13 protein-coding genes and 2 tRNA genes are annotated in these 14,110 nt (G+C 53.6%); 5 read left to right on the forward strand and 10 right to left on the reverse strand.

Going from position 1 to position 14,110, the window contains the following annotated elements:
- Positions 1–10: 10 nt before the first annotated feature.
- From nusA to ACQG1Y_RS20770, 3 genes are all read right to left on the reverse strand, one after another.
- Positions 11–1,513: a transcription termination factor NusA gene (gene nusA, locus ACQG1Y_RS20760; RefSeq protein WP_003861798.1), complete on the reverse strand. Its 1,503-nt coding sequence runs from the start codon at positions 1,511–1,513 to the stop codon at positions 11–13.
- A gap of 28 nt (positions 1,514–1,541) precedes the next feature.
- Positions 1,542–1,994, reverse strand: coding sequence for a ribosome maturation factor RimP (rimP, locus tag ACQG1Y_RS20765; protein ID WP_014833432.1), 453 nt, complete (start codon positions 1,992–1,994; stop codon positions 1,542–1,544).
- A gap of 207 nt (positions 1,995–2,201) precedes the next feature.
- A tRNA-Met gene (locus tag ACQG1Y_RS20770) sits at positions 2,202–2,278 on the reverse strand.
- 286 nt (positions 2,279–2,564) lie between these two features.
- Here ACQG1Y_RS20770 and argG point away from each other — a divergent pair.
- Entirely contained in the window at positions 2,565–3,911 is a 1,347-nt protein-coding gene (gene argG / locus ACQG1Y_RS20775) for an argininosuccinate synthase (protein ID WP_047062670.1), read from the forward strand.
- A gap of 187 nt (positions 3,912–4,098) precedes the next feature.
- Here the strand turns inward: argG and ACQG1Y_RS20780 are convergent.
- From ACQG1Y_RS20780 to rlmE, 6 genes are all read right to left on the reverse strand, one after another.
- Positions 4,099–4,185: transfer RNA gene (locus tag ACQG1Y_RS20780), tRNA-Leu, on the reverse strand.
- Between the two features lie 9 nt (positions 4,186–4,194).
- Complete coding sequence (gene secG / locus ACQG1Y_RS20785) at positions 4,195–4,527, reverse strand: preprotein translocase subunit SecG (RefSeq protein WP_003861803.1); 333 nt, start codon at positions 4,525–4,527, stop codon at positions 4,195–4,197.
- A 222-nt stretch (positions 4,528–4,749) separates the two neighbouring features.
- Positions 4,750–6,087: a phosphoglucosamine mutase gene (gene glmM, locus ACQG1Y_RS20790; protein ID WP_045343286.1), complete on the reverse strand. Its 1,338-nt coding sequence runs from the start codon at positions 6,085–6,087 to the stop codon at positions 4,750–4,752.
- The gene (gene folP / locus ACQG1Y_RS20795; protein ID WP_003861807.1) at positions 6,080–6,928 is read right to left on the reverse strand and encodes a dihydropteroate synthase; all 849 of its coding nucleotides are present in this window, start codon (positions 6,926–6,928) and stop codon (positions 6,080–6,082) included. The genes glmM and folP overlap by 8 nt, the downstream gene beginning before the upstream one ends.
- 98 nt (positions 6,929–7,026) lie before the next feature.
- Positions 7,027–8,961 carry an ATP-dependent zinc metalloprotease FtsH gene (gene ftsH / locus ACQG1Y_RS20800; RefSeq protein ID WP_003861810.1) on the reverse strand — a complete coding sequence of 645 codons (1,935 nt, stop codon included), beginning with the start codon at positions 8,959–8,961 and terminating at the stop codon, positions 7,027–7,029.
- A gap of 102 nt (positions 8,962–9,063) precedes the next feature.
- The gene (rlmE, locus tag ACQG1Y_RS20805) at positions 9,064–9,690 is read right to left on the reverse strand and encodes a 23S rRNA (uridine(2552)-2'-O)-methyltransferase RlmE (RefSeq protein WP_003861812.1); all 627 of its coding nucleotides are present in this window, start codon (positions 9,688–9,690) and stop codon (positions 9,064–9,066) included.
- A 127-nt stretch (positions 9,691–9,817) separates the two neighbouring features.
- Here rlmE and yhbY point away from each other — a divergent pair, with 127 nt between their 5' ends.
- A complete protein-coding gene (gene yhbY / locus ACQG1Y_RS20810; protein ID WP_003861814.1) occupies positions 9,818–10,111 on the forward strand; it encodes a ribosome assembly RNA-binding protein YhbY in 294 nt (97 codons plus the stop codon).
- A gap of 151 nt (positions 10,112–10,262) precedes the next feature.
- Here yhbY and greA read toward each other — a convergent pair whose 3' ends face one another.
- Positions 10,263–10,739, reverse strand: a complete 477-nt coding sequence (greA, locus tag ACQG1Y_RS20815) for a transcription elongation factor GreA (RefSeq protein ID WP_006812122.1) — start codon at positions 10,737–10,739, stop codon at positions 10,263–10,265.
- A 228-nt stretch (positions 10,740–10,967) separates the two neighbouring features.
- On the opposite strand from greA, the gene dacB reads away from it, so the two are divergent.
- The 3 genes from dacB to pmrB are packed head-to-tail and all read left to right on the forward strand — an operon-like array spanning position 10,968 to position 14,106.
- A complete protein-coding gene (gene dacB / locus ACQG1Y_RS20820) occupies positions 10,968–12,401 on the forward strand; it encodes a serine-type D-Ala-D-Ala carboxypeptidase (RefSeq protein WP_003861817.1) in 1,434 nt (477 codons plus the stop codon).
- Between the two features lie 2 nt (positions 12,402–12,403).
- Positions 12,404–13,066, forward strand: coding sequence for a two-component system response regulator PmrA (pmrA, locus tag ACQG1Y_RS20825; RefSeq protein ID WP_015571977.1), 663 nt, complete (start codon positions 12,404–12,406; stop codon positions 13,064–13,066).
- Positions 13,063–14,106 carry a two-component system sensor histidine kinase PmrB gene (gene pmrB, locus ACQG1Y_RS20830; protein WP_017382733.1) on the forward strand — a complete coding sequence of 348 codons (1,044 nt, stop codon included), beginning with the start codon at positions 13,063–13,065 and terminating at the stop codon, positions 14,104–14,106. Before pmrA ends, pmrB begins: the two co-directional genes overlap by 4 nt.
- The last annotated feature ends 4 nt before the right edge of the window (positions 14,107–14,110 follow it).

Raw genomic sequence — 14,110 nt, forward strand, 5'->3', positions numbered from 1 at the left:
CTACAGTTTATTACGCTTCGTCGCCGAACCAGCAAATATTACGTGCGGCCATGATGAGTTCGCCGGCTTTCTCGTCGGTTAAACCTTCGATATCGGCCAGGTCATCAACGCCTTGCTCAGCGAGATCTTCCAGCGTACAAACACCACGGGCAGCCAGCTTGAACGCAATCGCACGATCAAGACCTTCCAGATTCAGCAGGTCATCAGCCGGCTTCTTATCGCCAAGGCTTTCTTCCTGAGCCAGCGCCAGGGTGGTCAGTGCGTTTTTAGCGCGTTCACGCAGGGCTTCAACGGTTGGTTCATCCAGACCGTCAATTTCCAGCAGCTCTTTCATTGGCACGTAGGCCAGTTCTTCCAGCGTAGAGAAACCTTCTTCAACCAGCACAGTGGCGAAGTCTTCGTCAATGTCCAGGTATTTGGTGAAGGTATCGATCGCCGCGTGGGCTTCAGCCTGATGCTTGGCCTGAAGGTCATCAACGGTCATCACGTTGAGTTCCCAGCCGCTCAGCTGTGACGCCAGACGTACGTTCTGACCGTTACGGCCAATCGCCTGCGCCAGGTTGCCCGCTTCTACAGCGATATCCATGGTGTGTTTGTCTTCGTCAACAACGATAGACGCCACATCAGCCGGTGCCATTGCGTTGATCACGAACTGCGCCGGGTTATCGTCCCACAGAACGATATCAATGCGCTCGCCGCCCAGTTCGGTAGAAACCGCCTGAACACGTGCGCCACGCATACCGACGCAAGCACCGACCGGGTCGATACGCTTGTCGTTGGTTTTCACCGCAATTTTCGCACGGGAACCCGGATCGCGGGCCGCCGCTTTGATTTCGATAACTTCTTCGCCGATTTCCGGCACTTCGATACGGAACAGTTCAACCAGCATTTCTGGTTTAGAACGCGTCACGAACAGCTGTGCACCACGCGCTTCAGGACGTACGGCATACAGCACACCACGAATACGGTCGCCTGGGCGGAAGTTTTCACGCGGCAGCATGTCTTCACGCAGGATCACGGCTTCAGCGTTACCCGGCAGCCCTTCGGATTTGATCTCCAGAGAGATGTTGTCGCGGTTCACTTTCTTCACCACACCAGTGATGATTTCGCCTTCCTGATCGCGGAACTGATCGACAACCAGCGCGCGCTCGGCTTCGCGAACTTTCTGCACGATAACCTGCTTCGCGGTCTGGGTGGTGATACGGTCGAAGGTAACAGATTCAATCTGATCTTCAACGTAGTCACCCACGTTCAGACTTTCGTCTTCAAAACGTGCCGCTTCCAGGGTGATCTCTTTGGTCGGTTGGGTCACTTCTTCTACGATTACCCAACGACGGAATGTATCGAAGTCACCGCTTTTACGATCGATTTCTACGCGAACATCGATCTCTTGTTCGTATTTTTTCTTGGTTGCTGTAGCCAGTGCACTTTCCAGCGCTTCGAAAATCTTCTCACGCGGCAGTGATTTCTCGTTGGAGACGGCTTCAACAACAGCCAAAATTTCTTTGTTCATCGCGGGCTTTTCACCTCAATCCAGACTGTTAAAAGTGGGGAACCAGGTTCGCCTTCTGGATATTACTCAGCGCGAACACTTCATCTTTGCCTTCGACTGTCACCGTGATCATTTCACCATCAACGGCTTTGATAATTCCCTGCCATTTACGGCGGTTCTGTACGGCCATACGCAGAACGAGAGCCACTTCTTCACCGGTAAAGCGCACGTAGTGCTCGGCCGTGAACATCGGACGATCGAGGCCAGGTGAGGAAACTTCCAGGTTGTACGCAACGGTAATCGGATCTTCAACATCAAGAACCGCACTCACCTGGTGGCTGACATCAGCACAATCATCAACATTGATGCCATCTTCACTATCAATATAGATGCGCAGTGTGGATGTACGGCCGCGAACGAATTCGATGCCGACCAGTTCGTAGCCCAGTGCTTCGACCGGCGCAGTAATCATCTCTGTTAATTTTTGCTCTAATGTGGACAAGCCCACCCCCAAGACATAAAAAAAGGGCGTAAAGCCCAGTTATTCTGTAGTCAGATAACAAAAAACCCCGATAAATCGGGGCTTTAGATAACTGAACCCTATAGCCACAACTGTGGCCTGGAGCACTCTCCGAAAGCATTTTTTCAAATCCAGCTACGAAGGCTCTAAGTCTTCACAGTATATTTGAAAAAGAACTTTATGGGAAAGTGGTTGCGGGGGCCGGATTTGAACCGACGACCTTCGGGTTATGAGCCCGACGAGCTACCAGGCTGCTCCACCCCGCGCCTGAAACGTGGCAAATTCTACGCGTTTTGGACAGAATTTGCAAATAATGCTGGGATTTGGTACCGAAGACGGGACGTAAAATCGGCGTTCAGTATATTGATAGTTGACCCCACCTGTCAACCCAACTTCAGCCAGGGCAATAAAAGGGAAATTTTTACAAAAAACGCACACGTCTCTTTCGGTCGTCGATAAAAGATGATTAAATGAATACTCACTTATTTTGCATAAACATGCATCGAGAGCGAAAGCGGTCTCTAATCAGTCAATCAAGCAGGGTTTTATTATATGACGACGATTCTCAAGCATCTCCCGGTAGGACAACGTATTGGCATCGCTTTTTCTGGCGGCCTGGATACCAGCGCTGCACTGCTGTGGATGCGCCAGAAGGGAGCGGTTCCTTATGCATATACTGCGAACCTGGGTCAGCCGGACGAGGAAGATTATGACGCGATCCCTCGTCGTGCCATGGAATATGGCGCAGAGAACGCACGTCTGATCGACTGCCGTAAGCAGCTGGTTGCCGAAGGGATTGCCGCGATCCAGTGCGGTGCTTTCCATAATACGACCGGCGGCCTGACCTATTTCAATACCACCCCGCTGGGTCGTGCCGTCACCGGCACTATGCTGGTCGCCGCCATGAAAGAAGATGGCGTGAACATCTGGGGGGACGGTAGCACCTATAAAGGCAACGATATTGAACGTTTCTATCGTTATGGCCTGCTGACCAACGCCGAGTTGCAGATCTACAAACCGTGGCTGGATACCGACTTCATCGACGAGCTGGGTGGCCGTCATGAAATGTCTGAGTTTATGATTGCCTGCGGCTTTGACTACAAGATGTCCGTTGAGAAAGCCTACTCCACCGACTCCAACATGCTGGGTGCGACGCACGAAGCGAAAGACCTGGAATTCCTGAACTCCAGCGTAAAAATTGTTAACCCGATCATGGGCGTGAAGTTCTGGGATGAGAACGTGAAGATCCCGGCGGAAGAAGTGACCGTGCGTTTCGAACGTGGTCATCCGGTTGCCCTGAACGGTAAAACCTTCTCCGACGATGTTGAACTGATGCTGGAAGCAAACCGCATCGGCGGTCGTCACGGTCTGGGTATGAGCGATCAGATCGAAAACCGTATCATCGAAGCGAAAAGCCGTGGCATTTACGAAGCGCCGGGGATGGCGCTGCTGCACATCGCTTACGAGCGTCTGCTGACCGGTATTCACAACGAAGACACCATCGAGCAGTATCACTCTCATGGCCGTCAGCTGGGCAAACTGCTGTATCAGGGTCGCTGGTTTGATCCACAGGCGCTGATGCTGCGTGACGCCCTGCAACGTTGGGTGGCAAGCGCAATCACCGGCGAAGTGACGCTGGAACTGCGTCGCGGCAATGATTACTCCATCCTCAATACCGTGTCTGACAACCTGACCTATAAAGCAGAGCGTCTGACCATGGAGAAAGGTGAGTCAGTGTTCTCTCCGGACGATCGTATTGGCCAGCTGACCATGCGTAACCTGGACATCACCGATACCCGTGAGAAGCTGTTCAACTATGTTGAGAATGGCCTGCTCTCCGCCAGTTCCGGTAATGGCCTCCCTCAGGTTGAGAACCTGAAACACAGCGATAAGAAATAATCGACAGCAAGTCATGCAAAAGGCGCCCATTGGGCGCCTTTTTTATGCTCTTCGTAGGCCCGGTAAGCGCAGCGCCACCGGGCAAAACGGCGGATGGCGCTGCGCTTACCCGCCCTACAAAAGATCGGATACACAGAATGTACACACGAAAAAAAAGACGTCTTGCGACGTCTTTCTTCTGGAATATTGGTACCGAGGATGGGACTCGAACCCACAAGCCCGTTAGGGCACTACCACCTCAAGGTAGCGTGTCTACCAATTCCACCACCTCGGTACGGAATACTTACTGCGGGATATCGCTGGTTGGCTTAGCCGGTGCAGCTGGCTGAGTTTGCTCAGTTTTTGCTGGCGCGCTCAGATTTTCCCACTCGCTTCCTTTACTGGTCTTGTTGCTGTTGATATTGCCCAGCACCAGACTGATGATGAAGAACAGCGTAGCCAGAATCGCCGTCGTACGGGTCATGAAGTTCGCAGAACCACTTGAACCGAACAGCGTACCGGAAGCGCCTGCTCCGAAGGAGGCTCCCATATCAGCGCCTTTACCTTGCTGTAGCATAATCAGCGCTACGAGAGCGATGGCTACAATAAGGAAAATAACTAAAAGAGCTTCGTACATAATCAACCTGTTCCTTGCGGATTTGCCGCATACCAATGCTTCGACCAATTAGCAGGATTTTGTTTCCCACTGAAGCGGGTGTGAATACTAACCAAAGCGAATCACCTTCGCAAGGGCATTTTCGAGGCATTGTATCAACTGCGGAAAAAAACAGCAAAAAGCCATTCATTGCTTAAAACAAAGGCGGCAAACGCCGCCTTTTTAAACACTTATTCTGAAAGATTATGCAGCTTTGACTGCATCCGCAATGCGGTGCGCAAATTCAGTTACCTGCGCTTCGTCTTCGCCTTCCACCATCACGCGGATCAGCGGCTCGGTACCCGACTTACGCAGCAGGACGCGCCCACGGCTGCCAAGAGTCGCTTCCACCTCTGCCATCACCGCTTTCACGTTATCATTTTCCAGCGGGTCGCCTTTACCCGCGGTGAAACGCACATTAACCAGAATCTGCGGGAACATTTTCATGCCGCTGCACAGATCGTGCAGGCTCATATGGTTACGCGCCATCGCGGCAACAACCTGAAGCGCCGCCACAATACCGTCACCGGTGGTGGTTTTATCAAGCAGGATCACGTGGCCGGAGTTTTCCGCGCCAATACGCCAGCTTTTCTCCTGAAGTTTTTCCAGCACGTAGCGGTCACCCACTTTCGCACGGACAAACGGGATGCCCAGCTGTTTCAGCGCCAGTTCGAGTCCCATGTTGCTCATAAGCGTACCGACCGCGCCACCGCGCAGCTGCCCCTGACGCAGGCCTTCACGCGCAATGATGTAGAGGATCTGATCGCCATCGACCTTGTTACCTTCGTGGTCAACCATGATCACACGGTCACCATCGCCATCCAGGGCAATACCCAGATCGGCCTTTTCAGCCAGGACACGCGCCTGCAAGGCACGCACGTCTGTCGCGCCAACTTCTTCGTTGATGTTCAGACCGTCCGGCTCGCAGCCGATAGTGATCACTTTCGCACCCAGCTCGCGGAACACATTCGGCGCAATGTGGTAAGTCGCACCGTTGGCACAGTCCACCACAATTTTGAGGTGTGCCAGGCTCAGCTCATTCGGGAAAGTGCCTTTGCAGAATTCAATGTAGCGGCCTGCGGCATCGACAATACGGTTTGCTTTACCCAGCTCAGCGGAGTCAACACAGGTGATCTCTTTTTCCATTTCCGCTTCAATCGCCTCTTCCACGTCATCCGGCAGTTTGGTGCCGTCGATGGAGAAGAATTTGATACCGTTGTCATAGAACGGATTATGGGAAGCTGAAATGACGATGCCCGCTTCCGCACGGAAGGTGCGGGTCAGATAGGCAACAGCAGGGGTCGGCATTGGCCCCGTAAAGGAAGCTGAAAGCCCCGCCGCCGCCAGCCCGGCTTCCAGCGCGGACTCCAGCATATAACCCGAAATACGGGTATCTTTCCCAATAATGATCTTACGGGAGCCATGACGCGCCAGCACTTTCCCCGCTGCCCAGCCCAGCTTCAGGACAAAGTCAGGGGTAATTGGCGCATCGCCTACGCGCCCACGGATGCCATCGGTACCAAAATATTTACGATTACTCATAGCGTTTGTTTTCCTTCGCTGCCAGTGTGGCTTCTACCACACGCATGGCTTCTACTGTTTCTTTTACGTCATGGACGCGAATGATGTGTGCACCTTGCATCGCGGCAATCACCGCGCAGGCCAGACTGCCGCTCAGACGTTCGCTCGGCCCGACATTCAACAACTGACCAATCATCGATTTTCTCGACATTCCCACCAGCAGTGGCAGGCCGAACTGATGAAACTCTGATAAGCGCGCAAGCAACGCGTAATTGTGTGAGAGATTTTTACCGAAACCGAAGCCCGGGTCGAGCAGCAATTTCTCTTTTGCGATACCCGCACGTTCACAGCGTTCGATATGCTCAATAAAGAAGCGGGTGACGTCGGCAAACACATCTTCATATTTTGGCGCCTCCTGCATTGTCTTAGGCTGACCCTGCATATGCATCAGACACACCGGTAGCCCGGTTTCTGCGGCGGCTTCAATCGCTCCCGGTTCGGTCAGCGAGCGGATATCATTGATAATGTGAGCGCCCACTCTCGCCACTTCACGGATCACTTCGGGTTTGGAGGTATCAACGGAGATCCACACTTCAAAGCGCCGGGCGATAGCCTCCACCACCGGCACCACGCGCGCCAGCTCTTCTTCCACCGAAACCTCCGCCGCGCCAGGCCGCGTTGACTCCCCTCCAACGTCAATGATGGTGGCACCCGCGTTAATCATTAAATTCGCGTGTTTAACCGCGTCGATAAGCGAATTATGCGTGCCGCCGTCAGAGAAGGAATCAGGCGTGACATTCAGGATCCCCATCACATGGGGATGTGAAAGGTCGAGATGCGAGTCCTGGGCGAATAGTTTCATGGTGAAGTCCCTGGGATTAATGTGGTTAAACAGATAAGAAAAACCCCGGAGCAAGCTCCAGGGTTTGAGATAAAGACAAACGCTTCAACAGCAGTGACTTACTTGTCGCCCAACTGCTCTGACATGGTGTTGCCCGGGTTTGGCGTACGCGGTTCATCGACCGGACGCGGCGCACGCGGGGTGCCATTGTTGTCAGAATTGTTAGACGCGCCTGGGTCTTCCCAGCCTGCCGGCGGACGCACTTCGCGGCGCGCCATCAGGTCGTCAATCTGCGGTGCATCGATGGTCTCATATTTCATGAGCGCATCTTTCATCGAATGCAGGATGTCCATATTGTCGTTCAGGATCTGACGGGCGCGAGCGTAGTTACGTTCAATCAGCGCTTTCACTTCCTGGTCGATGATACGTGCCGTTTCATCGGACATATGTTTCGCTTTTGCCACAGAGCGGCCCAGGAATACTTCTCCCTCTTCCTCTGCATACAGCAGCGGACCGAGTTTGTCGGAGAAGCCCCACTGAGTCACCATGTTACGCGCCAGGTTTGTCGCCACTTTAATATCGTTCGACGCACCGGTGGAAACATGTTCCGCACCGTAGATAATCTCTTCAGCCAGACGACCGCCGTACAGGGTTGAAATCTGGCTTTCCAGCTTCTGACGGCTGGCGCTGATCGCGTCGCCTTCAGGCAGGAAGAAGGTCACACCCAGCGCACGACCGCGTGGAATAATCGTCACCTTGTGCACCGGATCGTGTTCCGGCACCAGACGACCGATAATCGCGTGGCCCGCTTCGTGATATGCCGTGGACTCTTTCTGCGCTTCCGTCATCACCATGGAGCGACGTTCCGCACCCATCATGATTTTGTCTTTCGCTTTCTCGAATTCCACCATGGACACCACGCGCTTGTTACCGCGAGCGGCAAACAGTGCTGCTTCGTTGACCAGGTTAGCCAGATCCGCACCGGAGAAGCCTGGAGTACCACGCGCGATGATTGCCGCGTCGATATCTGGCGCCAGCGGTACGCGTCGCATATGCACTTTCAGAATCTGTTCACGACCGCGAACATCCGGCAGACCGACCACAACCTGACGGTCAAAACGGCCTGGACGCAGCAGCGCAGGGTCGAGTACGTCCGGACGGTTAGTTGCCGCGATAACGATAATACCTTCGTTACCTTCGAAGCCGTCCATCTCAACCAGCATCTGGTTCAGGGTCTGCTCACGTTCATCGTGACCACCACCCAGGCCTGCGCCACGCTGGCGGCCTACGGCGTCGATTTCATCGATGAAGATGATGCACGGTGCTGCCTTCTTAGCCTGCTCGAACATGTCACGCACACGAGATGCACCGACACCCACGAACATTTCAACGAAGTCAGAACCTGAAATAGTAAAGAACGGCACCTTCGCTTCACCCGCGATGGCTTTTGCCAGCAGGGTTTTACCGGTACCCGGAGGGCCGACCATCAGGACGCCTTTCGGGATCTTACCGCCCAGTTTCTGGAAACGGCTCGGCTCGCGCAGGTATTCAACCAGTTCACCCACCTCTTCTTTTGCTTCGTCACAACCTGCTACGTCAGCAAACGTGGTCTTGATCTGGTCTTCCGTCAGCATACGCGCCTTGCTCTTACCGAACGACATGGCACCTTTGCCACCACCGCCCTGCATCTGGCGCATAAAGAAGATCCAGACGCCGATAAGAAGCAGCATCGGGAACCAGGAAATGAAGATAGAAGCCAGCAGGCTTGGTTCTTCCGGCGGCTCGCCTACCACTTTGACGTTTTTGGTCAGAAGGTTATCAAGCAGCTTAGGATCGTTCACCGGGATGTAAGTCGTGTAACGGTTACTATCTTTCTTGGTAACGTTGATCTCACGTCCGTTGATACGCGCTTCGCGAACCTGGTCCTGATTGACCTCTTGCAGGAAGGTAGAATAATCCACCTTGCGGCCATTCGACTCGCTGGGCCCAAAGCTCTGGAATACTGACATCAGCACAACGGCAATGACCAGCCAGAGTATTAGGTTTTTCGCCATGTCACTCAAGGGATTAACCTCATATTACAACTGTGTTAAAAACAGCGTCAGGATACTCTATATCCAGTTTCATTCAAACTTTCGCCTGAAATCTACCGGTTATCATTTTCGCCCGGTCGCTACAATATACACTTCACGGGAACGGGCCCGGGAAGAGTCCGGCTTACGAACTTTGACCTTCGCAAACAGGGAGCGAATTTCCTTAAGATACTCCTCGAAACCTTCGCCCTGAAACACCTTCACAACAAAACTACCACCAGGCGCTAGTACATCACGACACATTTCTAACGCTAGTTCCACCAGATACATGGCGCGGGGGATATCCACCGCCGGTGTTCCACACATATTTGGCGCCATATCCGACATGACAACCTGGACCTTACTGTCACCTACACGATCAAGTAGTGCTTTAAGCACTAATTCATCACGAAAGTCGCCCTGAAGGAAGTCGACACCGACAATGGGATCCATTGGTAAAAGATCGCATGCGATGATTCGGCCCGTTCCGCCGATCTGCGTAACCGCATACTGGGACCATCCGCCAGGTGCCGCACCGAGGTCGACCACCGTCATTCCCGGTTTAAAAAGTTTGTCACTTTGCTGTATTTCATCAAGTTTAAACCAGGCACGGGAACGCAACCCCTTTTTCTGCGCCTGTTGAACATATTTATCGCTAAAGTGTTCCTGAAGCCAGCGGCTGGAGCTGGCAGAACGCTTTTTACCTGTCATTTAACATTTCCGTCCTGGTTCATCGTTGCTTGCCTGTGACGTAAATTTCTACGCAGCTATTTGGCGATATTAGGGAGATGGCGGTAGAATGAACCGTTTTCAATCCCAACGTAAGCAAAAATATACGATGAATCTGAGTACTAAACAAAAACAGCACCTTAAAGGTCTGGCACATCCGCTCAAGCCTGTAGTGATGCTTGGCAACAATGGTTTGACCGAAGGGGTGCTTGCCGAGATTGAACAAGCGCTGGAACACCACGAGCTGATCAAGGTGAAAATCGCCTCTGAAGACAGAGACACTAAAAACCTGATCGTGGAAGCCATCGTGCGCGAAACCGGCGCCTGTAATGTACAGGTCATCGGTAAAACGCTGGTGCTCTATCGCCCATCAAAAGAGCGCAAAATCTCGCTGCCACGTTAAGGATATCCTGAATCGAACACATTTTCTGTGTGAAACGAGGGATTTCTTTCAGCAGGCGAGCAAAATGCCATGCTCCTTGAGTTGTTAAAAGGCCGCTATGCGGCCTTTTTCTTTTCTTTACAATGTATCAACATCTTAGTAGAGAAGCGAATTACAGGTATTCAACCTTAATAATTTCGTATTCCACTTCACCACCAGGGGTGCGGATGGTGACCACATCGTCCTGCTCTTTGCCAATCAGGCCACGAGCAATCGGCGAGTTCACCGAAATCAGGTTCTGTTTGAAGTCCGCTTCATCATCACCCACGATGCGATAGGTCTGCTCTTCGTCGTTGTCCAGATTCAGGACGCTGACGGTAGAGCCGAAGATCACACGGCCATTATTTGGCATTTTGGTGATATCGATAACCTGCGCGTTAGACAGTTTCGCCTCGATATCTTTAATGCGCCCCTCACAGAAACCCTGCTGCTCACGCGCCGCGTGGTATTCAGCATTCTCTTTCAGGTCGCCATGCTCACGCGCTTCCGCGATAGCGGCGATGATTTCAGGGCGACGCACGGATTTGAGAAAATCCAGCTCTTCGCGCAGTTTTTCGGCACCACGTAAGGTCATCGGAATAGCTTGCATTTGTTATACCTCTTAAACATTCCTGTTGGGAGCAGTGTTCCCTGCTCCAGCCCACCTGAACAGGCCAGAAGCAAAAAGAAAACCGACCCGGGAGCAACGCCCCAGGTCAGCAGCAATTTTTCAATTTGATACGCATTTTACCGCGAAGTTCACTATGGGTCATCGTTTACTTTACAGTGCCATGCACCGTAGTATGACGGTTTGTTTTCGGGTTGTTAGCGCGAGATTATGCGATTTTCCAGTTTTATCATCGGATTGACTACCAGTATAACGTTCACCGTTCAGGCCGCGAATGTTGATGAGTACATTAATCAACTGCCCGCCGGCGCGAACCTTGCCCTGATGGTGCAGAAGGTTGGCGCGCAGGCTCCCGAGATTGACTATCACAGTCAACAGATGGCGCTGCCTGCCAGTACCCAGAAGGTGATCACTGCCCTCGCCGCCCTGCTCCAGCTCGGGCCTGACTTCCGTTTTACTACCACCCTTGAAACCAGAGGTAACGTTGAGGGTGGCGAACTGAAAGGTGATCTTATCGCCCGTTTTGGTGGCGATCCCACCTTTAAGCGCCAGGATGTCCGCAATATGGTGGCGGTACTGAAAAAATCCGGCGTAACAAAAATTGATGGCAACGTACTGATCGACACCTCCATTTTCGCCAGCCACGATAAAGCGCCTGGCTGGCCGTGGAACGACATGACGCAGTGCTTTAGCGCCCCGCCAGCCGCCGCCATCGTTGACCGTAACTGCTTCTCCGTATCGCTTTACAGCGCGCCAAAACCAAATGACTTAGCTTTTATCCGCGTGGCCTCATACTACCCGGTCACGATGTTCAGCCAGGTGCGGACGCTGGCGAAAGGCTCCCCGGAGGCGCAGTATTGCGAGCTGGACGTGGTACCGGGCGATCTCAATCGCTATACGCTCACCGGCTGCCTGACCCAGCGGGCCGATCCCCTCCCGCTGGCCTTCGCCATTCAGGATGGCGCGGGCTATGCCGGTGCCATTTTTAAAGATGAACTGAAGCAGGCGGGCATAACCTACACCGGAACGCTGCTGCGCCAGACGCAGGTGAATGAGCCAGGCACGGTGATCGCCAGCAAACAGTCCGCGCCACTGCATGATTTGCTTAAGATTATGCTGAAAAAGTCGGATAACATGATTGCCGACACGGTGTTCCGCATGATTGGGCACGCGCGATTTGGTGTGCCGGGCACCTGGCGGGCCGGTTCTGATGCCGTACGTCAGATCCTGCGCCAGCAGGCGGGTATCGATCTGGGCAATACGATCGCCGTTGATGGTTCCGGTTTATCGCGTCATAACCTGATCTCGCCGGCCACCATGATGCAGGTGTTGCAGTACATTGCTCAACATGACGCTGAGCTAAACTTTATTACGATGCTGCCGCTTGCCGGACACGACGGCTCTCTTCAGTACCGCGCGGGCCTTCACGCTGCGGGCGTGGATGGCAAAGTGTCAGCCAAAACGGGTTCCCTGCAAGGCGTTTACAACCTTGCCGGTTTTATCACTACCGCCAGCGGACAACGCATGGCATTTGTGCAGTATCTTTCCGGCTATGCCGTCGAACCGGCTGACCAGCGCAATCGCCGTATTCCACTGGTGCGTTTCGAAAGCAGGCTCTATAAGGACATCTACCAGAATAACTAGCGATGAAACTACTGATAGTTGAAGACGATCTGTTATTGCAGGAAGGGTTAGCGCTGGCGCTGGGGAATGAAGGCTACGCCCTGGATTGTGCCACCACGGCCGCTGAAGCAGATGCCCTGATCCAGAGCGGTGAATACAGCCTCGTGATCCTGGATTTAGGGCTGCCGGATAAAGACGGCGCGACGCTACTCTGCCAGTGGCGTCGTCGCGGGGTTGAGAATCCCGTCTTGATTCTCACCGCCCGCGATGCCATTGAAGACAGAATTAACGGGCTGGATTCTGGCGCTGACGATTATCTGGTAAAACCCTTCGCCCTTGCCGAGCTACAGGCTCGCGTACGGGCGTTGATCCGCCGCTATCAGGGCCACAGCGACAACCTGCTGACGGACGGAGATATCACCCTCAATCTGCAAACTCAGCAGGTGCTGCGCCAGTCTCAGCCTGTGGAAGTGACGCCAAAAGAGTTCGCTCTGCTGACGCGCCTGATCATGCGCAGCGGGCAGACCGTGCACCGCGAAACGCTGCAACAGGACATCTACTCCTGGCAGGACGATCCAGGATCAAACACGCTTGAAGTTCACATTCATAATCTGCGGCGCAAGCTCGGTAAAGATCGCATCAAAACCGTACGCGGCGTGGGTTACCGTCTGGAGAGCCAGAAATGAACAGTATGCGCCGGCGATTAATGGTGTTGCTGGCGGTTATTCTGCTATTTTTTCAACTCATTAGCGTAGTCTGGCTGTGGCATGAGAGCCGCGAGCAAATCGGTTTTCTTGTGAATGAAACGTTGTCCGCCAAAGCGCGCAACAACCATGTCGAAAAGGAGATCCGCGAAGCTATTGCCTCCCTGCTGGTCCCTTCTCTGGTGATGGTCGGTTTTACCTTGCTCTTCTCATTCTGGGCAGTCACCTGGATCACCCGACCACTCAACAAACTTCGCGCCAGCCTTGCGAACCGTTCGGCGGATAATCTGACTCCCCTGCCGATGTATTCCGATATGGAAGAGATAGGCGCTGTGACCACGTCGCTCAATCAACTCCTCGCCCGGCTGGACCACACTATTCAACAGGAACGCCTGTTTACCGCCGATGCGGCACACGAGTTACGTACGCCGCTTGCGGGGATCAGGCTCCATCTGGAACTGATGGCTCAGTCCGGTTCCCCGCAGGCCACGCCACTGATAAGCCGTATCGATCAGCTGATGCACACGGTGGAACAGCTGCTGATGCTGGCGCGTGCCGGACAGGCGATGGCCAGCGGCCATTACGATACCGTGAACTGGACAGAAACGATCATTGCTCCGCTCAGTCTGGAGCATGAAGCCAAAGAGCATACGGTAATATGGCCGGCCCACAGCGCGCTGACGGTACAGGGGGACGCCGTCCTGTTACGTCTGATGCTAAGGAACCTTCTGGAGAATGCCGCCCGCTACAGCCCGGCAGGCACAACCATTGAAGTGGCATTAACAGCGACGGAGGGCGGTACCCGGGTGAGCGTTACCGATCAGGGGCCGGGTATTGATGAGGCGCACCGCCAGTCGATCACCGAACCTTTCCGACGTCTCGACCAGCGCTACGGCGGCAGCGGCCTTGGGCTGAGCATCGTACAGCGTATCGTACAGCTCCATCATGGCCATTTAACGCTGGAGAACGGCGCTGAGGGCGGCCTCATCGCCAGCTGTTGGTTACCGGCGAAAATAGGATAAAAAA

The organism is Enterobacter cloacae complex sp. 397G4 (genome assembly GCF_050031515.1).
Classification (GTDB): domain Bacteria; phylum Pseudomonadota; class Gammaproteobacteria; order Enterobacterales; family Enterobacteriaceae; genus Enterobacter; species Enterobacter hormaechei_C.